This window comes from uncultured Salinicola sp., from assembly GCF_937921195.1.
GTDB lineage: Bacteria > Pseudomonadota > Gammaproteobacteria > Pseudomonadales > Halomonadaceae > Salinicola.
This window is the reverse complement of the sequence record NZ_CALFQK010000129.1, coordinates 1-22,781: the sequence shown is the minus strand read 5'-3', so window position 1 is coordinate 22,781 and position 22,781 is coordinate 1. Positions and strand designations below refer to the sequence as shown.

The window sequence follows — 22,781 nt, the reverse complement described above, 5'->3', positions numbered from 1 at the left end:
CATCGCGCACCGCAAACAGCGCTGCCAGCTGTCCGCCACTGGCTAGATAGATCACGCTGGTCGCCTGCGCCTGCCACTTTTCCGCCTCGGCCGCAGCGGGGTCGATGTCGATGCCGTGCTTCCTCATCAGCGCCGCGTTTCCCAGCAGCACCCGGATGCCACCGTCCAGCGTGGCGGCGACGCCGCGACCGGTCAGGCTCTGGAAGTCATGAATCACCAGGCTATCCGTGGCATCGCCGACATGCGCCATCAGGGCATCGGCCAGCGGATGCTCCGAACCGCGCTCCAGGGCGGCCACCACGGCATCGACGCGCGGTTGCTCCTGCCAGTAGCGGCTGTCGGTGACGCTTGGCTTGCCGACCGTCAGTGTTCCGGTCTTGTCGACCACCAGCGTGGTCAGGCGGCTGGCCGTCTGCAGCGCTTCCCCATCACGGACCAGAACGCCGTATTCGGCGGCCTTGCCGATACCGATCATGGTCGAGATCGGCGTCGCCAGGCCCAGCGCGCAGGGGCAGGCGATGATCAGTACGGTGGTCGCCGCCACCAGCATGTGAACGAGCTGCGGCGGCGGACCGAAATCGAGCCAGATCATCGCCGTGATCACGGCGATGATCATCACGCTGGGCACGAAGATCGCCGAGACCTTGTCCGCCAGCGCGCCGATCGGCGGTCGCGACTCCTGGGCACGGGAGACCTGGTCGACGATACGACCCAGTCGGGTGTCGTCTCCGACGTGGGTCGTGCGATAGATCAGACCGCCCTTGCCATTGACGGTACCGGCGCTGACCCGATCCCCCCGGGCCTTGCGTATCGGCGCCGGCTCGCCGGTGAGCATCGACTCGTCGATGAAGCTTTCGCCATCCTCGACGGTCCCGTCGACCGGCAGGCGCTCGCCCGGGCGCACCCGGATCCGGTCGTCGACCCGGACTTGCCCGAGCTCGATATCGCGCTCCTCTCCGTCACGGATCACCCGGGCCGTCTTGCTCTGCAGGTCGAGCAAGCGGGAGAGCGCCTGGCTGGTGCGACCGCGGGCGCGCAGTTCCAGCGTCTGGCCGATGCCGATCAGACCGACGATCATCAGCGAAGCTTCGAAATAGAGATGACGGGAAGCCTCGGGAATCGCCGTGGGCACGATCAGTACGGCCATCGAATAGAGCCATGCCGCCGCGCTGCCCAGGGCGATCAGGGTGTCCATGTTGGCCTGGTGATGGCGAAACGCCTTCCAGGCGCCGTCGAAGAAGCGGCGGCCGGCGGTTGCCAGCACGCCCAGGGTGGCGAGCCCCAGCAGTAGCCATACCCAGCGTTCGCCACCGACGAGTCGCGGGGTATGGACGAACATCGCCAGCATCATCGGCACGCCCAGCGCCAGGCTGACCGTCGATTCGATGGCATGGCGGCGGGCCTGACGGGAGGCGTTCTGCTGGCGCTTCGTGGCAGCCTCGCGCAGATCCTCGATCGGCGAGGCACCGTAGCCGGCGCTCTCGACCGCCGCGACCAGGTCGGCAGTGGTGGCCTGGCCGCTGACCTGGGCCGTCTCGCTGGCGAAGTTGACCTGGGCATGCTGCACGCCCGGCGTCCTGGACAATGCCTTCTGCACCGCGTTGACGCAGCCGGCGCAGGTCATGCCGCTGATCGACAGGCGCTGCCGTCGCCCCACCTCCGAATCCGTCTCGTCCGCCGCAGCGGATGACGTCGGGATATCGGCTTCGACGGGAGCTTCCTCGTCCGGTGGATAGCCGGCCTCGGCCAGCAGTCGGGCGATCCGCTGCCGCGACAGCGTGCTGACGACCTGGAGGCGCTTGTCGTCCGGCTCGCCGCTGATGTCGGCGTGTTCGTCCTCGGCCTGGACCGCCCTGCGCATCCGGCCCACGCAACCCTGGCAGTGCATGGCGTCGACGCGATACTGGTAGCGGCTCATGAACGTCTCCTCGCGGTTGCAGGGCAATCCCCGCCGGCCTCGGGCGCCTGCTCGATCAGTCGGCAGATGCTATGGCCGTCGGGCGTGCCGTCCGGCAGGTGCGACCACTCCCGCATCGCCCTCTCCATGCGATCCGCCAGGGCCTGGAGTTCGCGAATCCGGGCATGGATCTGCGGCAGGCGGGCGGCCAGCAGGTCGCGCACCAGTGGGCAAGGGGAGTCGCCCTGATCCGCCTGTTCCAGGATGTCGGCGATCTCCTTGAGACTGAAGCCCAGCGTCCTCGCCCGCTGGATGAAACGCAGCCGATCGAGATCGCGCTGATCGAACAGCTGATAGCCGTTGTCGGGATCGCGGCGCGGGTTGAGCAACGATTGTCGCGCGTAGTGGCGTACCGTCTCGGGGGTGACGCCTGCGGCCCGGGCTAGTTCGGTGACCTTCATCGGATATCCTCGCTGAGCCTGTCATGAACATGAGTCTAAAACCTGGGTGTTACCCATTGGTCAAGGCGTGACAGCAGGCATTCGTTTTCACTGCCGACCGGCTATAGCCGTTGGTCTTACGACCAAAGAAATGTCCAAAAGGCGATTAAAACGACCGTTTGCTAATTGACGCTAAACCACCATTCCGTCACAACGGGAAGTGACAAGTCGAGCCTTTCCCACGCGGGGAAGTGGCTTGGAAAACAACGGAATCACCGACCGCATGATAGGCAAGCAAGACGCCGCCGCGGCGGCTTCCTGGGTCCAGGGGAAACCAATCATGATCATTCGTTATCGTCGTCTATCGTTGGCCATTGCACTGGTGAGCGCCGCCGCATCGGGGCAGGCCGTGGCGGGAGCGTTCCAGCTACAGGAGCAGAGCGTCAGCGGCCAGGGGACCTCCTGGGCCGGGCGCTCCTCCAATGTGCAGGACGGTTCCATCGTCTTCGGCAACCCGGCCGGCATGTCGTTCCTCGACCGCGCCCAGGTCACCGCGGGCACCCACTATATCGATGCAAGCTCGGACATCAGCAACGACAGCGGCACCCAGCCGGCGCTCACGCCGGGCGGTGTTGCCGTGGTCGGCACCCAGGGCAGCAGCGACGGCGACATGATCCCCCACAAGGCGGTGCCGTTCGGCTACTACGTTCAGCCGATCAACGATCGCTGGAGCTTCGGCCTCGGCGTCTATGCGCCGTTCGGCCTGGTCACCGACTACAGCGACGATTTCAAGGGACGCTACTTCGGCAACTACAGCGATCTGGAGATCATCACCGCCCAGCCCACGCTGTCGTACCGCTTCAACGACAAGTTCGCCATCGGCTTCGGCGTGACCTACAACCACATCAAGGGCGAGCTGGAGAGCAAGTCGCCCAACCCGCTCAATCCGACAGCCGCCGGTGACGGCACCGTCAACGTCAAGGGTGACGACGACGCCTGGGGCTACAATATCGGCATGATCTACCGTCCGGTGGAGTCCACCACCCTGGGTCTCACCTACCGCTCCAAGGTCGAATACCACCTCACCGGCGACGTCGACGCCTCCAACGTCTTCGGCGGGGTCGGTGCGGGTGGCCCGGTATTCCTCAACGCCGACGGCGACGCCTCGCTCGACATCACCCTGCCCGAGACCATCGACTTCTCGGTGACCCACCAGCTCGACGACCGCTGGACGGTGATGGCCGGGGCGACCTACATCCGCTGGAGCCGCTTCGACCAGTTGGTAGTCGACAACGACCTGGGGCTGGATATCAACGAACAGCAGGACTACCGCGATACCTGGCAGTATGCCGCCGGTCTCGCCTACCAGCTCAACCCGGCCTGGACCCTGCGCGGCGGTATCGCCTACGACCAGTCGCCGGTCAAGGACGCCCACCGCAGCCCACGCGTGCCCACGGCGGACCGCACCCTGGTCTCGATCGGCGCCGGCTGGACGCCGATCCCCGACCTGACCATCGATGCCGCCTACAGCTACATCTGGGAAGATCGCGCCGACGTCGATCTGCAGGACGAAAACGGTAACTCCTATCAGGCCGAATACGACAACTCGCTCAACCTGTTCGGCGTGCAGGCGACCTATCGCTTCTAGGCCCTGGGTTCGTCTATCGACGCTCCCGCTCGACCACTCTGCGACCCCGGCCTTGGCCGGGGTCGTCGCGTAATGGCGGGCGTGTCGGTCTGGCGGCGCATCGACGCCAGCCTTACGGCGCCCGAATCCGGGGCGATCGTTAAGATGCACAACTGTCATCATTCGTTTCCGAACCGTTACACAATTAAAAACTTGGTCACTCATTCGCCCTCCCTGGGCGATGGAGAGGCGAGATACTAAGTGAACTCCAGGCAGACGACTCAGGCCTCCCTTTCCATCAAGGAGACTATCGATGGCCCCTTCCGTGAACTCAGATCGCGAAATCGAGACACCGGATACCGCTGGCGCACCGGCGGACTCTCCGCAGTGGGTGTCGACGCTGGTCAGGGCCATCGCCTCGGGCAAGACCGACGGCGAGACAGAAGAGACCGACGCTGCGGAGAAGCCCGAGCAGACCTCCGATACGTCGCTGAGCGCCGAGCAGATACGTGACAAGTACGATATCCCGGATTTCACCGGCGACGGCCTGATGGAGGCCGAGGTCGATGAAAAAGACGATGACGGCAACCGCAAGACGGTGGGGCAGAAGGCTGCCGAGGATTTCATCCAGGGCATCCGCGATGACGTCAAGAGCGGCAAGCTCGGTGAAGAGTCGGACGAAGCGAAGCTGGTCGACCTGATCGATGCCCAGGGGGCCACCGATCATGGCTACGATCTCTATGGCTACGTCGAGCTGATCGAGTCTGGCGGCACGACCTATCGCCAGGCACAGACGGAGCCGACACATCTCACCGGTGACGATGCCAAGGCGATCATCGACGAGGACGAACTGGCCAAGCAGATATCCGAGCTGATGCAGAAGGAGGGTATCAGCAGGCGCTATGACGATTCGCTGCAGGGGGCTATCGAAAGCGTCCCCGACGACAAGCGTGAGGCGATCAGCGACAAGGTCAACGAAGCGCTATTCGACGCCGACGGCAAGGCCAACCTCGAGTTCGAGGATTACGTCATCGCGATGAAGGAGAAGGCGGACGCGACGGAAGACGAGGCGCTCTCGGACAGGATTCAGGCTGAAGTCGACAACTATTTCGAAGCACTGCAAGCGCTGGAGCCGGATAGCTACAAGGACCGGAAGCAGGCCTTCGACCAGAACATGATGACCCATCAGCTCGACGGCTACATGGAAAATCCCGACTCGGTGGATGCGGAAAATGTCAGCACGGGGCTGCGCGACACCATTGATATCGTGCAGGGGGGCATCAACAGCGCGCTTCAGCATCTGGACAAGACCGACAAGTCCTACAACGCTTATCAAACCCTGAACCGCGATCTGGAATCGTTCAAGTCGTCACTATCCAAGTTGTCGGCGGGCGAGCACAAGAAACTCGCCGAATCCCTGCGCCTGGCGACGGAGGTCACCAACCGGCCGGGTATCAGTCAGGCGGAAAAGGACAAGCTGTTCCAGAAGATCGTCAACGACAATCTGACAGCGTTGCCAGAGGCGGAAAAAGGGACCTTCAAGAAGGTTCTCGATTCGGCCAGCTCCAGCGGCACGCTGGGTGCCATGAGCGGGATGATGAGCCTCATCAGCGGTGGCATGCAGATATCCAATGGCGGCTGGGACGAGATGACCACCGATGAGCGGGTGGGGGCCGTCCGGGACTTGGTGGGGGCGCTCAGTTTCGGCAACGATTTTGCCAAGTTCGGTTCGAATCTCATCGAGACGCTGGGCGGAAAGCGCGAGGTGCCCGGCATCGAAGGCGGCGTGCCGCGCGCCAATGCGACCGCCTGGCTTGGGCTGCTGGGCGACAACTTCCCTGACATCTGGAGATCCGGCGCCGACGTCAAGGCCGATCTCTTCGCCGAAAACATCAGTCTGCGCGTGGACAACGGGTCCCGGAGTCTCGGCAATCAAGGCATTCCACTCGACGATCTCGATGAGAACGGGCGGAGAAACTTCGACAAGCTGGCGGAAAACCTGGGCAACCAAATGATCGACACCGGCACCAGGACCTCGGGCACCGACATCGCCAAGAAGGTGGGGCGCTCGTATCTGCGCTTCATGGGGGGCGCGGGCCTGGATATCACCGGCGGCGTCATGGATCTCGTCACCGGCGTCAAGAAGCTCAAGGACGCCGATACGGCGCTGGAGAGAGCCGGCGCCGGTATTCAGATAGGGCTGGGCTCCTCGACCACCGGCATGGCGATCGCCAACACGGTCTCGATGTTCGCCCCCAGTGGCAGCAACCTTGCCGCCAACCTCGGTGGTATCGGCACCCGCGTGATGAGCGGGATCTTCATGGGGGCGCGCGTGGCTGGTCCCATCCTGGGCGTCGTCGGCACCGTCTTCGGCGTCGCCGGAACGCTGATCGCCGAAGCGATCAATCATCAGAAAATGCAGAAGCTGACCGATTCCCAGGGAGAGTTCTTCAAGGATCTCTCCGAGTACGGCGTGACCGAGGAGGATTGGGGCGACAAGCTCGAGTTCGCCCGCTACGAGTCCTACATGTACGGCGGCCGGGATTCGCCCGACGACCAGTCGATCTTCGACTACCAGTCGAAGGAGTGGCAGCACTTCCAGGATACCGAGGGCAAACACGGCAGCTCGCTCTCCCGGCTGGCGCCCCATCTGCACAAGGACGGTGACCCCGGCACCGAGAATCTGTGGGAGAAACATCTGACCGGTGGCACCACGCGGCAGACCGGCAAGGACCATGTCAGCAAGACCGACGACTGGCGCCCCTGGAGCGACACTGACCTGGAGGCCGGCGACGAAGGCCTGGGCACCGACGAGCTGCGTCGAAACTCCCGCATGGACGCGATGATGACGCTCTATGGCAAGGATTTCTTTGATGTCCATAAAGCAGAAATCGACACCGTCGCCGCCGTGTGGGACGACTGGAACGGCAGCGATGCCATCGTCAGCCGAGATGATCTTCGGGATATCGTGGCGGACGAGGGAAAGAGTCAGGAGGAGCAGGATGCTGCACAGTTCCTGCTGGACGAGAACGGCTTCTACGACGGGTTGGACTCGTTGAAACAGGGCGGAGACGGTGACGCCAAGATCAGCACCAACGATCTCGACACCTGGCTGGAAGAGCTCGGCGAGGACAGCGTGGAGGAGTATCGACAGACAGCGGCGGCCAACGATTATGGTTCCGCGTTCCTGCAGGATCACTCGGCCGAACTCCAGACGATCGCCGAGCGCTGGAATGACTGGAACGGCAAGGACGATATCGTCAGCCGGACGGATCTTCAGAAGATTGTCGACGATGGCGGCAGGAGCGATGCCGAGCATGACGCGGCGCGTTTCCTGCACGAGAACGAGGGGTTCTTCAACGCCCTGGACACCTTTCAGAAAGGCGGCAACGGCGACGGCAAGATCAGTACGAAAGATTTCGACGACTGGTTTGCCACCATTGGTGAAGGTGACCTGGATGGCTATCGTCAGGCCTCGGTCGTGGGAGATTACGACATCGATTTCTATCGTGACAACGAGGAGGCGCTGACAGTGGCGATCGACAGTTGGGACGACTGGAACGGCAAGGACGACATCGTCAGCCGCGATGATCTCGACAAGATCGTCGATGACAAGGATCGTGACGAAAGCGAACAGGAGGCGGCGACACTGCTATCCGAGGATCAGGGGCTGTTCGCGGTGCTCGATACCTTCAAGAAAAGCGATGGCAGCGACGGCAAGATCAGTACCAAGGATCTCAACGCCTGGCTCGAGACGATCGGCGTCGAGCGGCGCGCCTGAGATCGGGCAGCCACTCGACGCAAGCTGACGGACTCGCCCCCGGCCATCTGGCCGGGGGGTGTCGTTCGGGCTGCTTTTCTTCCATCCGAACCGAGGCTACCAGATCACCACCCGCTTTTCGGGCGGCAGGTAGAGATCGTCGCCGGGCGTGACATCGAAGGCGTCGTACCACGCATCCATGTTGCGCACGATGCCGTTGACGCGGAACTGCGACGGCGAGTGGGGGTCGCCCTGCACCCGATTGATCATCTCCTCTTCGCGCATCAGGCGACGCCAGACCTGGCCCCAGGCCAGGAAGAAGCGCTGGTCACCGGTGAAGCCGTCGATGACCGGCGCGGGGTTGCCATCGAGCGAGCGGTGATAGGCACCCAGGGCGATGTTGAGTCCGCCGAGATCGCCGATGTTCTCGCCCATCGTCAGCTGCGGGTCGAGCGAGTAGCCCGGCACCGGTTCGTACTGGGCGTACTGCTGCCCGAGGTGTCTGGCCAGTTCGTCGAAATGCTCGGCGTCGGTGGTCGTCCACCAGTCGGTCAGCATGCCGGTACCGTCCGACTTGCGGCCCTGATCGTCGAAACCGTGGCTCATCTCGTGGCCGATCACCGCGCCGATGCCACCGTAGTTGACCGCCGGATCGGCGTTCGGATCGAAGAAGGGCGGCTGCAGGATCGCCGCCGGAAACACGATCTCGTTGCGTGAGGGCGAATAGTAGGCATTGACGGTCTGCGGGTTCATGAACCACTCGTCCCGGTCCACCGGACCGCCGAGCTTGGCCAGATCGTCCTGCCAGTGCCACTGGCGCACGGCTCCGATATCGCCGTAAAGATCGTTTGAACTGATGTCCATCCCTGCATAGGTTTCCCATTCATCGGGATAGGCGATCTTGGCGGTGAAGGCGTCGAGCTTTTCCAGCGCCCGCTGACGGGTCCGGTCGGTCATCCAGCTCACCTGGTGTTGCAGACGATCGCGATAGGCGTCTTCGAGATTGGCGACCAGCGTCTCCATCTCGCTCTTGGCCCGGGGCGGGAAGTGCAGCATCACGTAGAGCTTGCCGGCGGCCTGCCCCAGGAAATCGTTGATCAGCGATACGCCGCGTTTCCAGCGCTCGCGCTGCTCCGGCTGGCCGGACAGACGCTTGCCGTGGAATTCGAAGTGCGCCCGGCTGAAGTCGCTCGAAAGGTAAGGACTGTTGGCGTCCAGCAATCTAAACGTCGCATAGGTCTTGAGCGTCGAGAGCGGCGTTTCGTCATAAAGCCGTGCCAGCTCGCGAATGGCGGTGTTCTCCGCCAGCACGACCTCGTCCTGACCGGCAAGTCCGCTGGCCGAGAGCCATGGCTGCCAGGGGAAACCGGAGGCATAGTCGCCGAGTCGATCCAACTGCAGTGGATTGTAGGTCAGATCGCGATCCCGCTGTTTGGCCGGTGCCCACTCGACCCTCGCCATGGCGGTCTCCATCTCGAGGATTCGATGTGCGCTCTGTCGGGGATGGGGCTGCCCGGCCAATGTGAGGAGCCTGTCGATGTAGCCGAGGTAGGCCTGGCGAATCGCGTCGAAGCGCGGATCGTCGCCGAGATAGTAGTCCCGAGTGGGCAGGATCAGCGGAATCTGCGACAGGTAGACGGCGTAGCGATCCGGCGCCTTGACGTCGATATCGATCTCTGGCGTCACGATAGCCGGCACGCCGAGGCGGCTGTCGGCGCTGAACCGGGCCAGATCCCCCTTGCTCCCGATCGCCGCCAGGCGCTCCAGGTCCGGTATCAGCGGCGTGAGGCCCTTGGCCTCGATAGCGCCCTCGTCCATCCAGGCGTGGTAGAGATCGCCCAACCGCTGCTGGGGCGAGTTCGGCGGGGTGTCGGCGCCATCGAGCTGGCGCAGAATGTCGCGCACCTGCTGTTCGGCGCGGTCGGCCAGCACGGTAAAGGCGCCGTAGTTGCTGCGGTCGGACGGAATCGAGGTGCGTGCCAGCCAGCCGCCGTTGACGTAGTGGTAGAAGTCGTCGCCAGGGGCGACGCTGGTGTCGCGGGCGCTCAGGTCGACGCCCCAGGTTCCTAGCCTGGTAGTAGTGGTGGCCGGCGCCGACGCGTGCGATGGGGCGGATGAGCTTGAGGTTGTCGAGGATGGCGATTCGCCCTGACTGCCAGCAGCAAATGGGCTTGAACCGGCGGTACCGGCGATCATCAGGAGCACGATGGCGCGGCGGATCGCCGAAGTTGATATGAAGTGTCTATCAGTCATGATGTCTCGGTAGTTCGGATGAAAAAAGCCGCTGCACGAGTCAGCGGCAATCGGTCGTTAGAACGGTTGCCCGTCAGAAAGCGTAATTGAAACGGGCGTAGACTGTGCGACCCAGTGCGTCGGCGTAGCGGGCATCATAGCCGAGCTGACCAACTTCTGGCTGGTTGGAGAACGGCGGGTCGCGGTCGAACATGTTCCGTACGCCGAGGGTGACCGTCGGGCCGGCCGTGAACGCGTACGAACCCAGTGCGTCCCAAGTCGTGTAGGAACCGACTTCACTGTGAGTAGAGGTGTCGTAGTCGTCATAACCCGTCATGTAATGATTGATGACACCGGCACCCCAATGGCCCTTGTTCCAGTTGACGGAAAGCTTGTGCTTCCAGCGGAAGACCGTGCCGTAGCCGGCGCGGTAGTGCCCGACGCGGCTGACGTAATCGCCATCTGGCGTTTCCTGGAAGTCATAGCGATCGACGTATGTGCCGGTGTAGCCCACGGTAAAGAAGCCGTAGCTTGTCGGCAGTCGATAGTTTGCCGACACGTCGACACCGTTGGTCTTGGTGGTGCCAAGGTTTTGATAGCGAACCGGAATGTAGTCGATTGACCCGTCATCGTTACGCACGATGTTGCCAGGCTCGTTGGCGATAACGTAATCGGAAGTCGGCAAGGCAACTTCGTTCTCGATCTCGATCCACCAGAAATCCAGACCCGCCGAAAAGCTCTGGAATGGCTGATAGACGAAGCCGAGTGTCCAGTTCTTGGCCTCTTCCGGTTTCAGATCTTCGTTGCCGCCCTGCTCCTCCAGGAACTGGGTGTTACAGTCGCGACTGCCAACGCCGCCGTTGGCGGGCGAGCCACCGGGGCAAAGGAGCGGGTCATTGAGGCCGCCTGGTGAGAACGTCTGCGCTGCAGGGTCGTAGAGTTCGTAGAGCGATGGGGCACGGAAGCCTTCGCTATAGGCACCACGAACCAGCAGTTGCTGGAAGGGTTGCCAGCGGAAGGAGATCTTGGGGTTGGTGGTATCGCCCACATCGCTATAGTCGTCGTAGCGCACTGCCGCCGTGACTTCGAGCCCGTCGATGATGGGTACGTTCAATTCACTGTAGATACCTTTGACATCACGACTCTCGTTGATCGAGGCATCCGGCGAGAGTCCGCCACTGGTCGCACGAGAGGCTACGTCGGGATCGGTCTCGAGCTTCAGTCGCTCGTGGCGGTAGTCGGCACCGACGGCGATGGCCGAGGAGCCGGCCCCAAACCAGTCGCCGATTTCGCGACTGAGTTTACCGTCCCAGGCGTAGACATCGTTCTGGGCGGTCCACACCAGCCCACTGGCCTCGGCATCTGCCAGGGCCTGTTGGCCGGCGGCGGTCAGCGGGTCGGTGGAGAACGGATCGATCAGTCCATTATTGAAAGCGTCTTGCAGGTCATTGTCATCGAGATAGCCGCTACGATAGTTCAGGTCTGTATCACTGCGGTTCCAGGAAACGGCGCTATCGTAGTTGAAACCGGAAAAATCGCCGGTGAAATCCAGCACCAGACGCTGGGCGTCGATAGTGTTGTCAGTCACACGGGGTCCAGCGGGAATACCGCGCCAACGTACGTCGACCGGTTGAGTTGGATCTAGCGCGGGATCGTCCGGATAGAAAGGTGTCCCGGGCTGAATGACCGGACCACCAGAAGTCGGTGATGGCGCGCTCAGCGAGGTGTTTTTATTCCGTGACCATAGGTAGGAGAGAGAGGCCGTATGGTTCTCCGCCAGCTTGGCCGAGGCTCGAGTATAAAGCGACGTGTTCTCGGTCTTCTGCTGGATTTGGCCGTACCGGCCGTAGTCATAGGTACAGGTGCCGCCACCGGTATCGACCAACCCCTCTCCGTTACAACCTTCTCCGGCAAGCGGGTTGCCTGCCACGTCGCCCTGGTAATAATTGCCAGGATAAGCGAAAGATGAAGTGCCGTTGATGCCGCTCGAAGGATCATAGATCTGGCGAATACTGCTACGGTCGGTATAGTCAACGTCATCTTGCTTGCGGTATCGCATCGATCCCATGATGTTGAAACCATCTTCTTCGAGATCGCCGTTGCCCCAGGTCGCGCTGATGTCGCCGCTATCGCCGCCACCACTATGGGTGGGTGCGTCGTAGCCGAGCTCCACGTTCCCTCCACTGAGGTTTTTCTTGGTGATGAAGTTGATGACGCCGCCGATGGCATCGGTGCCGTAGATTGCCGAGGCGCCGTCACGCAAGACCTCGACGCGCTCGATAGCGCCGAACGGAATCGAGTTGAGGTCAACGGCACTGCCGTCCAGCGAGTTATTGGCCAGTCGGCGACCGTTCAGCAGCACCAGTGTCTTGTCTGTGCCAATACCACGCAGGTTGGCAAAACTGGCTCCACCGGTGATGGCTGTGCCTGTACCGTAACCGGGCCCGTAGCTTGTGTCGTTGGCGGAAATCTGCGAGAGCAACTGGGCGGTTGAAGTAATGCCTTGCTGCCTCATCTCCTCGGCTTCGATGATCGTCACCGGGACCGCAGTTTCGGCGTCCGTTCGGGCAATTGCCGAGCCGGTCACCTCCATGCGGCCGAGATCCTGCGTCGGTGCGGCTGCGGGCGCCGCGACGGCCGCGGCAGGGGCAGCCGCCGCCGCAGCGGGTGCCGCCTCGGCAATCTCGTCGGATGCACCGGCCGGCGGGGCGACATAGTCATCGTCACTGCTCTGCGCCACGGCCAGTGGTGCCGCTGCCAGGATCAGACAGGTCGACGCGAGTAGGGATGACTTGCGCCATACGCCGGGACGCAGGATCGAGCTTCGCCACCCGAATTTCGGGCAAAGCGGGTCCGTGGGATGCTTGGCATCCCAAATTTTTTGGGTTGTCATTGTCTGGTGTTCCTTGAATAGCAGTTGTTGGTATTCGAAATTCAATAGCTATTATTTGGATGCTCTAGATTGTTGTTATGAGTGGTGCTTTTCCTCCTTTCAGGATGAGAGTGAACCCGCTGCTAGCTGAGGGCGACGGCTATTCCGGAAAGCCTAGGGCTGCGTGAGCACGGCTACTTTCTGAATGCCGGAGCGTTCCAACGCTGCCATGGCCTTGGCAACCGTGCCGTACTCCACCCCTTCATCCGCCTGAAGCTGTACGGCTTGGTCGGGGTTGTCCTCGTGAGCCTGGACCAGCGCCTGCTCCAGGTCTTCGAAGCTGTACTCTTTTTTGCCAATAAAATAAGCACCATCGGCATCGACGCTCACGACCATCGGCTCCTTGGTTTCGGGAGGCGCGACGGCCCCCGTCTTGGGCAAATTGACGTGTACGGCATTGGTCATGAGTGGGGCGGTGACGATGAAGACCACCAGTAGCACCAGCATCACATCGACCAGCGGCGTGACGTTCATCTCACTGAGCACTTCGTCATCGTCGTGACTGGAAAAAGCCATGTCTCGTTACCTTCTTATTTGCAGGTTGAGGGAGAACTCGTACATCGGGGTCAACCCATTGCCGGTGCAGGCGACGATACTTCCGGCGCGACAGGTCTGGGCGAGTGGCTTTGAAAGGCGTGCTGCTGGGCCAGGCTGTAGAAATCGTGAGCGAAGTCATCCATCAGCGAGACGTTGAGTTTCAGGCGCCGCGTAAAGTAGTTGTAAACCAGTACCGCGGGGACGGCGGCGGCGATACCGACTCCCGTCGCAATCAATGCATGACCGATAGGTCCGGCCACGGTATCCAGGCCCGCCTCGCCGGTTTCGCCGATGGTGATCAATGCCTCCATGATGCCCCACACCGTGCCGAACAGACCGATGAAAGGAGAGGTGCTGCCGATACTGGCGAGAATCGCCAGGCCGCCTTCCAGAGAGCGCCTTTCACGTTGGATCTGCTGTCTCAGCGTACGTTCGAGTCGATCGGAGCGATTGACCTTCTGGGCCAGGTCCTGATTTCTGGGCGCGATGTCTCGTCCCGTAATGACATCGAATCCGGCTCGCGCGATCGATGCCATGGTGCCGGGGCGCTTTTCGCTGATGGATTCGCCTTCTTCCATGCTCTTGGCCTCCCAGAAAGCCTTCTGGAAGCGTTTGTTCTCGACTCGGTTCCTGGCGAATTGAAGGCCCTTGATCAGCAGAATGGCCCAGGTCGCGATGGAGAATACGATCAGCGTCCACAGCACGCCGGGAACGATCATGGCGGTAATATCGTTGGATTCCATCATGGTGTTTTCCTTGCTGAAGTGTTGCGTCGTTGTTGTTTGTCAGTTGGGAAGCTGAAACGCGATTGTCTGCAGCGCCCAGCCCTTGATCGGCGTATCGCCACGTCTTGCCGGCTTGAACGTCCACCCACGAACCGTCTCGACGGCGGCTTCATCCAGTTCTCGATGCCCACTGGACTGAATGACCTGTACCTGACCCGCCGTGCCATCAGGCATGACCAATATCTTCAACTGCACGTTACCCTCGTAACCGCGGCGCAGTGCCAGCGAAGGATAGCGGGGCGGCGGGTTGCCGAGACTCTGCATGCCGGATACTGCGGGCGTGACCTCGTTGCTCGACGATGCGCTGGCACTCTGCGCCGGCTTAGAAGGCTGGCTCGGTGTCAGTGCAGGCTTCTGCGGAGCCGGCGTGGGTGCTGGCTTCGGTTGCGGCTTCGGTTGCGGCTCGGGCTGAGGTTGCGGCTCAGGCTCAGGCTCCGGCTCGGGCTCAGGCTCCGGTTCGGGTTGTGGCTCAGGCTCTGGCTGAGGTTCCGGCTCTGGTTCCGGCTCCGGTTCGGGAGACACTTCCTCTTCGGCCGGTGTGACGGCGACATCATCCACGACCGGTGCTTCCTGAACGGGCGGCGGTTCGACCGGGGGAGGCGGTGGCGGGGGCGGTGGTTGCGGCGGGGGTGCGCTGGTCAGCGAGACCGTGACTTCCGAGGCCTGGGATGCCTGATTGGGCAGAACTTCGGCCGCAATCATGGGGTGACGATTCAACGACCACCATATCAATCCGTGAATCAGCGCCGATATCGCTATCAGGACCAGCACTTCCGGTCGTGATATCGAACGTCTGTTTTTTTGCGTGAATCCCTGAGCGGGAAGCCCGTGCTCGATCGCGGTCATATTGTCTCGATTGTTCTAGTGACTGCTCTTTGGTGACTCCGCGACAGGAGCCACATTACCTTGTCCTTTTTCGCAGCAATATATGTGCCAATCAGTGCAGGCCGATAACAATGTTTTTCGGTGGGTGGTGATCGTGATATTGAAGATTTTATACAAAATCGCAGGTTGCGGTTTAGGATTGAGTAAACAATTGTTTTATGGGGGTTAGTTTCAGATATTTCTCAGGCTTTCCGTCACCTTGATTGCAGCATGACTGGTGAGGAAGGGTAGGTTGTATAACACCTGCGATGCTGCGGGGAATCGTCCTTGAGAGAGTTGTCTGGTTTCTAACAAACCGACTCTGCTGTCGTCCAGTCGTATGTCTTTTATTGCACTCGAGTAGTGCGAATTCTGGCACGTCGCACCGCTAAAAAACATACGTTTTATGAATGAAGGGATAGGAAAAACGCATGCCGATTACGGTCTTTATATTCAGCACCGAAAGGGGGTGTGTTTTCCGTAACCGATGAATAACAGCTGCAAAAACGCCCTCGATATGAGGGCGTTCATGCGTAGCGGTGATGTCGTCATACTGACTGAATATCTCGATCCGCGAGTCTTGTGCCCGCTCCTCAACCTGTCTTGTCGAGAATGACTTCGGCTTCGTCGATTAGCCTGTTCATCGTGTCATCGAGTTTGTCATAGGGAGCCGGCGTTGCAAGATCCACACCTGCGTTCTTCAATAACTGATAACCGCTTTGCGCGCCGCCCTGGGAGAGCACGTTGAGATATCTCTCTCGCCACGCCTGGGGATCTTCCTCGAGACCTTGGGCAAACACCTGTGCCGCCGTGATCGACGTGGCGTATTGATAGACGTAGAAGTCGTAGTAGAAATGCGGGATGTAAGCCCACTCGGCGTAGTCCGCTTCGTCGATGTCGGTAATGCCCTGATCGACGCCGTAGTACTTGCGCAGAATCTCGCCGTACATTTTCGTCAGGCGATCACCGGATAGCTGTTCGCCATTCTCCGCCGCGCGGTGGATGGCCAGTTCGAACTCTGCAAATTGGGCTTGGCGGAAGTAGGTGCCACGAATCGCTTCCAGTGCCTGCCCGATGTAGAAAAGCTTTTCCTCAGGCGTCTTGGCTTGCTGGATCATGCGATCGACCAGCAACTGCTCGTTGGTCGTGGACGCGACTTCGGCGGTGAAGATCGAGTAGTCCGACGTCGCGTACGGCTGAGTCTCCGCAGTCAGCATGCTATGAAGACCATGGCCCCACTCGTGAGCGTAGGTCGATACATCACCGTAACTGCCATTGAAGTTCATCAGCACGTAGGGGTGAACGTCATACGCGGATCCGTTCATGTAGGCCCCGGAGCGTTTGCCCTGACTCGGATAGGCGCTGGTCCAGGGTGAGTCGGTGGCCTGCTTGAGCAGTTCAGCGTAATGCGGCCCCAGCGGTGCCGTCGCTTCTCGGGTCAACTGACGTGCATCGTCGAGATCGAACGTTTCGTCGAGTTCCGCGAGTGGTGGGTAGATATCGTAGTAGTGCAGTTGGTCGACACCGAGAATGCGCTGACGCAGTTTGAGGTAGCGATGTAGCGTGCCCAGATGGGTGTTGGTCGAGTCGATCAGTTGCTGATAGACCGCCGGAGGAATGTCATCGCGAGATACCGCGGCGGCCATCGCGCTGTCGTAATGGCGCAGCCTCGACTCGGTGACATGCTGTTGGACCTGAGCATTGAGCAGCGAGCCGAAGGTGGAGGTGAACTGTTGCCAGGCTGGCCAGTAGGCATCGAATACCCGCTGGCGAACGTCGCGATCCTCGGATTCCCGCCAGTGGCTGTAACCGGCCGCATCGAGCCGCACGCTCTTGCCGTCGATGGTGATGGTGGGCCACTCGATATCGGAGTTCGCCAGTAGCGAATAGGGCGTCTCATGGCTCATCACCGGGCCGAGGGCTGCCAGCGCGGTTTCGGTCTGTTCGGAGAGCGTGTGGGGCGCTTCACGAATCACGTTTTCCAGAAAGCGGCGATGATCCTGAAGTTGCGGGTTGGAGAGCCAGCTCGAGAGGGTGCTTCGGTCCATCGCGATCAGCGTCGGACGCAGATAGCCGATGGCGGATTCGAACCGCGCCATCAGTTGCTCGGCCTGTCCCTGACGCTCCTGCGCCTGACCGTCACGTAGATCTTCGTCGGCCTGGAGGGATGCATAGGTCTGCACACGACTGGCGGATTTCTCCACCGAGCGAATGGCATCCAGTGCCGTGGCCAAAGCTTCCGGGCTGTCGGTCAGCGTGCTCTGGTAGTCGCCGAGGCCCCCAATGAGCTCGTCGACATCCTTCAGCGCCTGCTGCCAGTCGTCGAGCGAGGGGTAGAGGTCGGCGAGATTCCACACGCCATTCTCCGCCGAAGGTGACTTTGATGAAGGCGTCGATTGTGCCTGCGATACGCCTGAAAAAGCCAGCGATGCGCCGGCCAGCACAATGCCGAGTGTCAGCAATCTGACTGTCTTGTTGTTGTCGAGTCTGTTGAAAACCACGATGGCCTCTCGCGTCGATTGTTGTTGTTGATCGTCTTTCTTTGAGCGCTGGACGGTAACCCTAGGCCACGGCTTCGCTCTCCAGAAATGCCGCTTTCAGCAGCGCCTGGGTATAGGGTTCCCGGGGATTCGAGAAGATCGTTTCCGCCGAGCCGTGTTCGATGACCCGCCCCTCCTTCATCACCATCACGTCGTCGGAGAGCGCGCGAACCACCGACAGGTCGTGGCTGATGAACAGGTAGGTCAGGCCGTGCTTCTTCTGCAGATCCCGCAGCAGGTCGATGACCCGCACCTGGACCGAGCGGTCGAGGGCCGAGGTCGGCTCGTCGAGCAGCAGCAGCTCGGGCTTCAGGATCAGCGCGCGGGCGATGGCGATCCGCTGGCGCTGGCCGCCGGAGAACTCGTGGGGGTAGCGGTTGCGCATGGCCGGATCGAGGGCGACCTCTTCCAGCGCGGCGATGACCTCGGCCTCGCGCTGGCGGCGATTCAGCGCCGGGTGATGCACCTTGAGGCCTTCGCTGATGATGTCGCCCACCGTCATGCGCGGGGAGAGCGAACCGAAGGGGTCCTGGAACACCACCTGCAGGCGTGAACGCAGCGGACGCATGCCGGACTTGTCGAGTCCGGAGATGTCGGCTTCCTCGAAGCGGATCTCGCCCTCGGATTTCAGCAGTCGCAGCAGGGCGCGGCCGAGCGTCGATTTGCCCGAGCCGGACTCGCCGACGATGCCCAGCGTCTCGCCGCGGCGGATGGAGAGATCGATCCCGCGCACCGCCTCGAAGTACTCGCTCTTGCCGAACAGGCGCTTCTTCAGCGCGAAGCGCACCTTGATGTCCCGACCGCTCATCAGCACCGGTGCGTCTGCCGGGGCGGGCTCCTTGCGCCCACGCGGAATGGCGTCCAGCAGCATGCGGGTGTAGTCGTGCTGGGGCGCCTCGAACACGTCCAGGGTGCGGCCGCTCTCGACCACCTCGCCGTAACGCATCACCGCGACACGATCGGCGAAGTGGCGAACGATGCTCAGGTCATGGGTGATGAACAGGATCGCCATGCCGTACTCGGCCTGCAGCGACTTGAGCAGGTCGAGAATCTGCGCCTGCACGGTGACATCGAGTGCGGTGGTCGGCTCGTCGGCGATCAGCAGTTTCGGCTCGCAGGCCAGCGCCATGGCGATCATCACGCGCTGGCGCTGGCCGCCGGAGAGCTCGTAGGGGTAGCTGTCGATGCGCCGTTCCGGCTCGGGGATGCCGACCTGGTTCAGGAGCTCCAGGACGCGCTGCCGATTGGCCTGGCCCTTGAGCTGCTTGTGCCGGATCAGCACTTCACCGATCTGCTTGCCGATGCGGTGCAGCGGGTTGAGCGAGGTCATCGGCTCCTGGAAGATCATCGAGATGTCGTTGCCGCGCACGCGACGCATGCGCTTGGGTGTGACCTCCAGCAGGTTCTCGCCGTTGAAGCGGATCGCGCCGGTGGTCTCGGCGAGTTCGGGCAGCAGGCGCATGGCGGCGGTGGAGGTGACCGACTTGCCGGAGCCGGACTCGCCGACCAGCGCCATCGTCTCGCCCTCGGCAATGGCGAAGCTCACGTCCTTGACCGCCGTCACCGGCCCGGTGGGCAATTGAAACGTCACGCTGAGCTTGTCGATTTCGAGCAGAGAACTCATGAAACGGCTCCCGACGTTGTTGGAGAGTCGTACGCCGGCGAAAAATCGGCGAGCGATGGCCAGCCGAGGCGAACAGCTTCGAAGGCGCGGAGTTGATGGGGTATCAATGAGCAGCCTGAGGGGCTGTTCAACGATTGGATCTCAAATACGGGCTGGGCGAGCGCAGGCATTTTTCGGGCTCCTCAGCGTGTGCGCGGGTCGAGGGCATCACGCAACCCATCACCCAGGAAGTTGAGACAGAACAGCGTGGCGGCGAGGAAGAACGACGGCACCAGCAGCATCCACGGGGCGCTCTCCATCATGTCTACGCCCTCGGAGATCAGCACGCCCCAACTGGTCAGCGGCTCCTGCACGCCGAGCCCCAGAAACGACAGGAAGCTCTCCAGCAGGATCACCTTGGGCACGGTGAGGGTGACGTAGATGATCACCGGGCCGATGGCGTTGGGAATCAGGTGGCGGGTGACGATCTTGGTGTCGCGCACGCCCAGCGCATGGGCCGCCTCGATGAACTCGCGACGCTTCAGCGCCAGGGTCTGGCCGCGCACGATGCGGGCCATGTCGAGCCACTCCACCGCGCCGATGGCGGCGTAGATCAGGAAGATGTTGCGGCCGAACACCACCATCAACAGGATGACGAGGAACATGAAGGGCAGCGAGTACATGATGTCGACGAAGCGCATCATGTAGTTGTCGACACGGCCGCCCAGATAGCCCGAGATGGCGCCGTAGAGCACGCCGATCACCAGACTGACGAAGGAGGCGACCAGCGCCACCGACAGCGAGACGCGTCCGCCGTAGAGCACCCGGGTGAGCAGGTCGCGGCCGTTGGCATCGGTACCCAGGTAGTGGGCGCCTTCCAGCGTGGGGCCGGTGCCGAAGGCGTTCCAGTCGACCTCGGCCAGGCCCCAGGGCAGCAGCCACGGGCCGACGATGCAGACCACGATGATGGCGATCAGCAGGCCCAGGCTGGCCATGGCGGCACGGTTCTGGCTGAGGCGACGCCAGGCGTCGCGGGCCAGGCTTTCGCCCACGGGTGCCGCGACGGAGCCCGGTTCCGGAGCGCGGGGCGGATTGGGGCCGCCGGCGGGTAGCGGGGCGCCATCCCGCTGTTCGCCGCTATAGGGCTTGGATTCGGATGTCATCAGCGGCCTCCCTGTTGGTTGTCGTGGGCGTCGTTGTCATGGGTGTCGTTGTCGGGGGATTAGTCGTCATAGCGGATCTGCGGGTCGAGCGCCGAATAGAGCAGGTCGACGATCAGGTTCATCAGCACGATCAGCACGCCGTAGAAGACCACCGTGCCCATCACCAGGGTGTAGTCGCGGTTGAGCGCGCCCTGCACGAAGTAGCGGCCGATCCCGGGGATGCCGAAGATCTGCTCGATCACCACCGACCCGGTGATGATCCCGGCGATGGCCGGCCCGAGGTAGGACATCACTGGCAGCAGGGCGGGGCGAATCGCGTGGCGCCAGATCACTTCGCCCTCGTTGAGACCCTTGGCCCGCGCGGTGCGGATGAAGTGGCTGCCCAGCACCTCGATCATGCTGGCGCGCATCATCCGCGCGATATAGGCGATCTGCTGGATCGACAGCGCCACCACCGGCAGCACCAGGTTGGGCAGGGCGCCGCCGTTCCAGCCCCCGGCCGGTAGCCAGCCCAGCAGGACGCCGAACACCAGCGCGAAGATCGGCGCGATCACGAAGTTAGGGACGGCGATGCCGGTCAGCGCGGTGCCCATGACCAGGTAATCCACGGTGGAGTTGCGCTTGATCGCCGCCGCGATCCCCAGCGGCAACCCGATGATCAGCGCCAGCAGGATCGCCAGCCCGCCGATCTCCAGGCTGACCGGGAACCCCTGCATGATCAGCTCGGTGACCGAGAAGTCCTTGTACTTGAACGACGGTCCGAAATCGCCCTGGAGCAGGTTGCCCATGTAGCGCAGGTACTGCATCGGCAGCGGCTCGTCGAGATGGTAGGCGGCCATCAGGTTGGCCTCGATCTCCGGCGGCAGCTGGCGCTCGCCGTCGAACGGGCCACCCGGCGCCACCCGCATCAGGAAGAACGAGATCGTGATCACGATCAGCAGGGTGGGAATCGCCTGCAGCAGGCGCTTGAGGGTGTAGATCAGCATGCGGAGTCACCTGAGCCTGAACGTGGCGGCGTCTTCGAGAGAATCATTGCTCGCGCTCCTGGAGATAGCGCAGCGGATGAACGTCCATCGGGTTGCTCTCCCAGCCCTGGAGATCGGGTGAAACCAGGTGAACGGAGACATAGTCGTAGAGTGGCAGCAGCGCATAGTCGTCCAGCAGTCGCTGCTGGGCACGGGTCATCAACTGGCGGCGCTTCTCGGCGTCGAGTTCGCCGGTGCTCTCGGCGACGAGCGCGTCGTAGGTCGCGTCGTGGTAGCCGCTGCTCCGGCTGGCCGAGCCGTTGTCGGCGTAGGCATTGAGGAAATCGAACGGGTCGTTGATGGTTGCCACCATGCCGTAGCGCGCCACCTCGAAATTGCCTTCGCGGATGGTGGCGTAGTGGACGGCCGCCTCGGAGTTGATCAGCTCGACCTCCACGCCCAGCGGCTTCCACATCGCGGCCACCGCCACCGCGATCTTCTTGTGATCTTCCAGGGTGTTGTAGTTGAGCCTCAGGTGCAGCGGATGGTTGGGTCCGTAGCCCGCTTCCTGCATCAGCTCCCTGGCGCGTGCCATGCGCTGGTCCATCGGCATGTCGGCGAAATCCAGCTCGCCCTGCGGCGCGTTGTCGGTGTTGCGCGGCACGTACCAGAACGAGGGGGTCTGGCCCTGGCCGAGGATCTGGTCGGTGATGACGTCGCGCCGGACGGCCAGGTTGAGGGCTTCGCGAACGTGTTTATCCGCCAGCGGCTGGCCGTCGTGAAGATTGAACATGTAGAAGTATTCCGCCGTCAGCGGGCCGACTCTCAGCGCGTCGCCGAGGTTCTCCCGCGCCCAGGCAAAGCGTGACGACGGCACGCTGGAGTAGGCGATGTCCATCTCGCCGGTGCGGAAACGGTTGAGGGCCGAGCCGGCATCGTCGATGGGATAGAAGGTGACCTTGTCCACGGCGACGCTGTCGGCGGCATGGAAATGGGAGTTCTTCTCCACCACGATGCGCGACTGCGGCTGCCACTCACTCAGGGTGAAGGCGCCGCTGGAAACGGTGTTGCCCGGCTGCACCCAGCCCGCGGCGTCGGCGATGGCATGTTCGGGAAGCGGCGCCGCTTCGGTCATCGCCAGCGCCTGCAGGAACCAGGCGGTGGGCTGGGTCAATCGGATGCGCAGCGTATGCGAATCGACGGCTTCGACCCCGAGGGCATCGGCGCTCTTGTCACCGGCATTGATCGCTCGGGCGTTGACGATGGGGTAGTAGAGATTGGCGTTCTGGTTGGCGATCGCCGGATCGAGCACGCGACGCAGGGCGAAGACGGCGTCCTCGGCAGTTATCGGCTCGCCGTCGGACCACTCGGCGTCGCTCCCCACACACGTACACGTAAAGTACAGCCGTACACGCGAACTCTACGGCTCTCTATAC

At 62.2% G+C, this 22,781-nt stretch carries 14 protein-coding genes; 2 read left to right on the top strand and 12 right to left on the bottom strand.

All coding sequences use genetic code 11. The annotated features are described in order from the left end of the window. Window positions 1–1,918 (bottom strand): heavy metal translocating P-type ATPase (locus Q0602_RS14735; protein WP_298844872.1); only part of this gene is annotated, 1,918 nt, incomplete at its 3' end. Beyond that, entirely contained in the window at window positions 1,915–2,358 is a 444-nt protein-coding gene (locus Q0602_RS14730) for a MerR family transcriptional regulator (RefSeq protein WP_295037257.1), read from the bottom strand. The genes Q0602_RS14730 and Q0602_RS14735, both read right to left, overlap by 4 nt. A 319-nt stretch (window positions 2,359–2,677) precedes the next feature. On the opposite strand from Q0602_RS14730, the gene Q0602_RS14725 reads away from it, so the two are divergent. Next, the gene (locus Q0602_RS14725) at window positions 2,678–3,985 is read left to right on the top strand and encodes an OmpP1/FadL family transporter (RefSeq protein WP_295037258.1); all 1,308 of its coding nucleotides are present in this window, start codon (window positions 2,678–2,680) and stop codon (window positions 3,983–3,985) included. Window positions 3,986–4,277: 292 nt separating this feature from the next. Next, window positions 4,278–7,745 carry a hypothetical protein gene (locus Q0602_RS14720; protein ID WP_298844869.1) on the top strand — a complete coding sequence of 1,156 codons (3,468 nt, stop codon included), beginning with the start codon at window positions 4,278–4,280 and terminating at the stop codon, window positions 7,743–7,745. A gap of 96 nt (window positions 7,746–7,841) precedes the next feature. Here Q0602_RS14720 and Q0602_RS14715 read toward each other — a convergent pair whose 3' ends face one another. The 10 genes from Q0602_RS14715 to Q0602_RS14670 form a co-directional block, all read right to left on the bottom strand. Beyond that, window positions 7,842–9,977, bottom strand: a complete 2,136-nt coding sequence (locus Q0602_RS14715; protein WP_298844867.1) for a M13-type metalloendopeptidase — start codon at window positions 9,975–9,977, stop codon at window positions 7,842–7,844. Between the two features lie 73 nt (window positions 9,978–10,050). After that, window positions 10,051–12,849 carry a TonB-dependent receptor gene (locus Q0602_RS14710; protein ID WP_298844865.1) on the bottom strand — a complete coding sequence of 933 codons (2,799 nt, stop codon included), beginning with the start codon at window positions 12,847–12,849 and terminating at the stop codon, window positions 10,051–10,053. A gap of 153 nt (window positions 12,850–13,002) precedes the next feature. After that, window positions 13,003–13,404 carry a biopolymer transporter ExbD gene (locus Q0602_RS14705; protein WP_110640466.1) on the bottom strand — a complete coding sequence of 134 codons (402 nt, stop codon included), beginning with the start codon at window positions 13,402–13,404 and terminating at the stop codon, window positions 13,003–13,005. A gap of 50 nt (window positions 13,405–13,454) precedes the next feature. Next, a complete protein-coding gene (locus Q0602_RS14700) occupies window positions 13,455–14,171 on the bottom strand; it encodes a MotA/TolQ/ExbB proton channel family protein (RefSeq protein WP_298844861.1) in 717 nt (238 codons plus the stop codon). A gap of 39 nt (window positions 14,172–14,210) precedes the next feature. Next, a complete protein-coding gene (locus tag Q0602_RS14695) occupies window positions 14,211–15,056 on the bottom strand; it encodes an energy transducer TonB (protein WP_298844859.1) in 846 nt (281 codons plus the stop codon). A 611-nt stretch (window positions 15,057–15,667) separates the two neighbouring features. Then, window positions 15,668–17,575 (bottom strand): oligoendopeptidase F, encoded by a 1,908-nt coding sequence (gene pepF, locus Q0602_RS14690; RefSeq protein WP_298844857.1) that lies wholly within the window; start codon window positions 17,573–17,575, stop codon window positions 15,668–15,670. A 61-nt stretch (window positions 17,576–17,636) separates the two neighbouring features. Then, window positions 17,637–19,238 carry an ABC transporter ATP-binding protein gene (locus Q0602_RS14685; protein WP_298844855.1) on the bottom strand — a complete coding sequence of 534 codons (1,602 nt, stop codon included), beginning with the start codon at window positions 19,236–19,238 and terminating at the stop codon, window positions 17,637–17,639. 182 nt (window positions 19,239–19,420) lie between these two features. After that, window positions 19,421–20,380, bottom strand: coding sequence for an ABC transporter permease subunit (locus Q0602_RS14680; protein WP_298844853.1), 960 nt, complete (start codon window positions 20,378–20,380; stop codon window positions 19,421–19,423). A gap of 59 nt (window positions 20,381–20,439) precedes the next feature. Then, window positions 20,440–21,366, bottom strand: a complete 927-nt coding sequence (gene oppB, locus Q0602_RS14675) for an oligopeptide ABC transporter permease OppB (protein WP_071231767.1) — start codon at window positions 21,364–21,366, stop codon at window positions 20,440–20,442. A 43-nt stretch (window positions 21,367–21,409) separates the two neighbouring features. Further along, window positions 21,410–22,729 (bottom strand): peptide ABC transporter substrate-binding protein, encoded by a 1,320-nt coding sequence (locus tag Q0602_RS14670; protein ID WP_298844845.1) that lies wholly within the window; start codon window positions 22,727–22,729, stop codon window positions 21,410–21,412. Window positions 22,730–22,781: the final 52 nt, after the last annotated feature.

Bases quoted from the DNA above. Each gene is read 5' to 3' on its own strand.
- Q0602_RS14730 (WP_295037257.1), bottom strand. From the start codon at position 2,358: ATGAAGGTCACCGAACTAGCCCGGGCCGCAGGCGTCACCCCCGAGACG.
- Q0602_RS14725 (WP_295037258.1), top strand. From the start codon at position 2,678: ATGATCATTCGTTATCGTCGTCTATCGTTGGCCATTGCACTGGTGAGC.
- Q0602_RS14720 (WP_298844869.1), top strand. From the start codon at position 4,278: ATGGCCCCTTCCGTGAACTCAGATCGCGAAATCGAGACACCGGATACC.
- Q0602_RS14715 (WP_298844867.1), bottom strand. From the start codon at position 9,977: ATGACTGATAGACACTTCATATCAACTTCGGCGATCCGCCGCGCCATC.
- Q0602_RS14710 (WP_298844865.1), bottom strand. From the start codon at position 12,849: ATGACAACCCAAAAAATTTGGGATGCCAAGCATCCCACGGACCCGCTT.
- Q0602_RS14705 (WP_110640466.1), bottom strand. From the start codon at position 13,404: ATGGCTTTTTCCAGTCACGACGATGACGAAGTGCTCAGTGAGATGAAC.
- Q0602_RS14700 (WP_298844861.1), bottom strand. From the start codon at position 14,171: ATGATGGAATCCAACGATATTACCGCCATGATCGTTCCCGGCGTGCTG.
- Q0602_RS14695 (WP_298844859.1), bottom strand. From the start codon at position 15,056: ATGACCGCGATCGAGCACGGGCTTCCCGCTCAGGGATTCACGCAAAAA.
- Q0602_RS14685 (WP_298844855.1), bottom strand. From the start codon at position 19,238: ATGAGTTCTCTGCTCGAAATCGACAAGCTCAGCGTGACGTTTCAATTG.
- Q0602_RS14680 (WP_298844853.1), bottom strand. From the start codon at position 20,380: ATGACATCCGAATCCAAGCCCTATAGCGGCGAACAGCGGGATGGCGCC.
- oppB (WP_071231767.1), bottom strand. From the start codon at position 21,366: ATGCTGATCTACACCCTCAAGCGCCTGCTGCAGGCGATTCCCACCCTG.